This is a genomic window from Thermodesulfitimonas sp. (genome assembly GCF_052743955.1).
The window spans coordinates 1-3,843 of sequence record NZ_JBRAIN010000126.1; the positions used below are offsets into that span (position 1 = coordinate 1).

At 59.6% G+C, this 3,843-nt stretch carries 6 protein-coding genes; all 6 read right to left on the bottom strand.

Annotated elements, in window-relative coordinates; translation table 11 throughout:
* Positions 1-367: 367 nt before the first annotated feature.
* A complete protein-coding gene (locus ACUVTA_RS08830) occupies positions 368-775 on the bottom strand; it encodes a PIN domain-containing protein (RefSeq protein WP_445952575.1) in 408 nt (135 codons plus the stop codon).
* Positions 765-1,055 carry an AbrB/MazE/SpoVT family DNA-binding domain-containing protein gene (locus ACUVTA_RS08835; protein ID WP_445952576.1) on the bottom strand — a complete coding sequence of 97 codons (291 nt, stop codon included), beginning with the start codon at positions 1,053-1,055 and terminating at the stop codon, positions 765-767. The genes ACUVTA_RS08830 and ACUVTA_RS08835 overlap by 11 nt, the downstream gene beginning before the upstream one ends.
* A 123-nt stretch (positions 1,056-1,178) precedes the next feature.
* Positions 1,179-1,862: an HIRAN domain-containing protein gene (locus ACUVTA_RS08840; RefSeq protein WP_445952577.1), complete on the bottom strand. Its 684-nt coding sequence runs from the start codon at positions 1,860-1,862 to the stop codon at positions 1,179-1,181.
* 100 nt (positions 1,863-1,962) lie between these two features.
* The gene (gene vapC, locus ACUVTA_RS08845) at positions 1,963-2,403 is read right to left on the bottom strand and encodes a type II toxin-antitoxin system VapC family toxin (protein WP_445952578.1); all 441 of its coding nucleotides are present in this window, start codon (positions 2,401-2,403) and stop codon (positions 1,963-1,965) included.
* Positions 2,393-2,602 carry a type II toxin-antitoxin system VapB family antitoxin gene (locus ACUVTA_RS08850; protein WP_445952580.1) on the bottom strand — a complete coding sequence of 70 codons (210 nt, stop codon included), beginning with the start codon at positions 2,600-2,602 and terminating at the stop codon, positions 2,393-2,395. Before ACUVTA_RS08850 ends, vapC begins: the two co-directional genes overlap by 11 nt.
* 48 nt (positions 2,603-2,650) lie before the next feature.
* The coding region (locus ACUVTA_RS08855; protein WP_445952579.1) for an S-layer homology domain-containing protein at positions 2,651-3,843 on the bottom strand (1,193 nt) is incomplete at its 5' end.

A 3,843-nucleotide genomic window follows, 5' to 3' on the forward strand; every position in this document is an offset into this window, starting at 1 on the left:
ATTCACTCAGATTCACCAGTTGACTACCTCCCAAGAGCAACAGTTCGGGGCTTCTACTTCTCACCACGGCTTTATTACTGCAAAGCCCAATCAATGATCCAGTAGCATCGCGCCTAACCACGGCTAACCTCATAAAGTCAACTAGCGCCGCCCAGAAACCTTTTTCTCGCAAAAAATACCTTCTCAAGTTAGACTTAAGCGCTCAGGACTCGACCCCGGCAACAACCCTGACCCTAATGTCGTATGGTTCGACCTCTGGCTCCCTTTTCCTGCCGGCTGGTGGCGGATTTTATCTGGCAGATTGCAGGGTAGACTGCAAGGAAGATTATAAGGGCTTTTGCTTGGTTCGAAGCAGATTTGCTTTTACCTATATGGTAAATCTTTTCGCTGGTAGGCGGGCGAAATCTTTTTTGTCGAAAGTGCAGACCGGCCAGCCGGTGGCGCAGGCCCTGGCGGCCAAGTAGGCATCAACAAAATCCACGTTGAGGCTGGCATAGTCCGCAAGCGCCTGGAGGACTGTTTCCCGTTCCTCCAGGATTATACCGCCTGCGGTGGCAAAAGCGCCTACTACTTCGGCCACCTGCTCCCGCGGATAACCATAAAAGGATTCAAGCACCCAGACAACCTCGGCCACGATAAGCGGCGTCAAATGCAGGTTGACCTCGCCGCGCTCCGCGCTGGTCATCACCTGGGCGGCCGTAGCGAAAAGTTCTTCGTTGTCACGAAGGAGGTAGCGGAGGATCACATTGGTGTCAAGCCAAGCGTCAACGGCCATTTCTTCGCCTCCGGGCGATCTTCGCCGCCACCGCCCGCTTTGTCCCCTCTTCCTCCTCCTGGATTCCCGGGAAAGGATGCCGTGATGGCAAGACCCCGGCTAACTCTGAGAGGCGGCGGCGCTTACGAAGACGAACTGTGAGTTGGTCCCCGCTAAGCTGGAAGACCAATTCGTCGCCTACCCGGATACCAAGAGCCTCCCTGATCTCTTTGGGTACCTGTACTTGTCCTTTACCGGTAACACGGCCGGTACCGGTTATCCGCCCGGCATCGTTTAACATAGCAACCCGACCCTTCCTCAATTTCCTTTACCCAAGTATATGTCATCAATCGGGCTACTATCAATACTGATTGAAAAATCAAGGACAACGCGGCGATTTCATTGCTCGCGGATACTTCCCTCCTTATAATTCTGCTGCTGCCGGCGTACGGGAGAGAATGCGGATGGTGCTGGCGGAGGCGTCGCGCCGGACTTCGATATGGAGCCGCTCGTTGGGGTCGTAAGCTTCACCGCAAAGCGTGACGACGCAGGCAGCGAAAGACTCACCCCGCTCGCAGCGGGCGGTGAGGGCGGCCGCTAGGGGCCGGTGCAGATAACCTAAAGGTGCACCCCAGGGAGCGAGCACCGCAACCGCGTTCGGATCGTGCAGGTTCTCGGGTTCCCGGACGAGGTAAACCGGCATCCCCGGCGCGAGTTCCGCCGCTTCGGCCAGGCGCGTGCCGTGGCGCAGCCCGACAACACGGGTGACGAAGCGCGGCGCGGTGACAAAATAGTCCGGCACCGTTAGTGCCGCGGGGCCCAGGATAGCACCAAAGACTAAAAGTAAACGCTTGTCCCGCTTAAAGGCATTATGGTAAAGCTCAGCGGTAGCGTTCAGCAGCACCTCTTCCGGAACGTACTTCGCCAGCAGTTTAGCGGCCAGCGCGTGCCACCGCCCGACCGCTTCCAGATCCCGGATACCGGCCCAGAGGGCTCCCTGCTGCAGGTGCTGGATGCCCCGCAGGAGTACAATGAGATTAGTCCCACCGTCGTCAGGCCATTCCTCAAGATAGCCGAGCCGGGCAACGTCTTTCAAGAGTGCGAGCACGCCGCTCCCTCCTTACTCTTTCGGGGCGGTGATACCCTCTTTATAACATAACAACGGGAACCTTGTGGTTCCCGTTGTCTAAAGCGGCAGATTTTTTGTTTTACTGCTGCTTTTTGTTGAAGTCAGGTACAGGTAACGTCCGGAGGCCGCAGTCAGGTAGGGTCTCGCGGATTAGCTCATAATGCCGGTCGTGATGCACCAGCGTGCAGGAGTAAACGATGGCGAAAGCAGCGATGAGAAGATTAATCAAGGGTATGGCGCATCCTTTCCGCCGCAGGTTAAAGGATAGACTGGCAGCCTCTTCATAAACCGCGTCGGAAGACGGCAGCTGCGATAAGGCATCAAGTTCTTGCTTTAGTGAGGCATAATACGCCTCATCCCTAGTACCGACCAAGAGTGCGACTTTTACCAGCGGCACCAGGGCTACCTCTTCTTTATCAAGGGCGTTATGTAGCCAGGCAGCTGCTTCGGGGGAGCCATCTTTGCGCAGGACCAGCACCCACGTGGAGGTATCCACGATAAATAATTGCTTACCGCTCACTGCGCCAAGCCTCGACATCCTTCAGGGTAATCGCTAATTCTTCGCTACCCAGCCGCTCCCGCAGGCGGGCAACCCGGCGCCGGCGGATAAACTCTTTAAGTGCTGCATTCAGCACCTCGCTCCGTTTCTTGCAGCCAGTAAGGCGCATCGCCTCTTTCAGAGCCTCCCGGTCTATATTGATGGTGGTCCGCAGCCAAATTTAAAAGGGGCCTGCGCGCAGTGCGCAGACCCCTTTGCCTTTGAGTCCTTATTGCGCCGGTTTAACAGAAAGCACCCGGATGGTTGGCCCGCGCATGTAGATGTTCGGGCCGGTTTCAAGATAACCGGTGACGGTAACTGTTTTTCCTTCGTTTGCCTGGACTAAGTTGGCGGTCAGGCGGTCTGCCTGGTCGAAGAGGAGGACGTAGGTTTCTTTTTCCGCCACCAGTTCCCAGTGCGGCTTCTCGATGGTGCTCAGCGTTAACTTACCGGTGACAGTGACCGTTTCGGTGTAAAGGCCGAGCCGCTCAGCAAGGCGGTAGAGGACCGCCGCCGCCTCCGCGCGCGTGACGGGCTTTTTCGGCGCGAAGCGGTTCTCGCCCACGCCGGACATCAGGCCCGCCATGGCCGCCGTGGCGACCGCCCGCCGCGCCCACGGCGCGATTTCCGCCGCGTCGGCGAAGGTAGGTGTAAGGTCCTGGAGACTCAGCCCCGCAAGCCGCAAGGAAACCGCCGCGAGTTCCTGGCGGGTGAGGGTATCGTTAGGCCGGAACTTGCCGCTAGCGCCGGACATCAGGCCTTTTTCGCGCACCGCCGCCACCGCCCCGGCATACCAGGCGTCAGGCGGTACGTCGCTGAAAACGGTCGCGGTCGCCGTAGCCTTGAGCCCAAGAAATTTAGCGATCAGGGCGGCCAGCTCCGCCCGGGTGATGGTCTTACCGGGCCGGAAAGCGCCGTCTGGGTAGCCGGCGATGACGTCGCGCGCGGACAGGACGCCGATCTCCTTCGCCGCCCAGTGGCCGGCGGTGTCGGTGAACTCCTTGCGGAGGCCGAAGACGGCGTAGTTGGAGAAGTGACCGAGCTCAACCACCACCCGGTTGGCGCCGGGGTCGAATTTCCCGCCCACCGGCCGCCAGGTGCCGTCCGCCTCCTGCCGGAAGACAAGGCAGGCCCGCGGGTCAAGGCCGCCGAGCTTCGCCGGGTCGAGGGCGAAGGCGACTTTAACGGGCTTGGCCGGCGCGGTTGCGCTCTCGATGCTAATCACAGGACTTACCGCCAGCGCACCCGCCGGGGGTTTCTCCGGGATGTCGGCAACGAGCTTGACCGTCACCTTTGTCTCCTTCGGCAGCGCGCCCGCAGGAAGCGCAAGCGTCACCTTGCCGTCAAGGAGCGCGGCCGTCTGCTGCTCGCCGGTCGCGGTCACCACGGCGGTGCCGGGCGGCAGCTCTTCCTTCTGCGGCG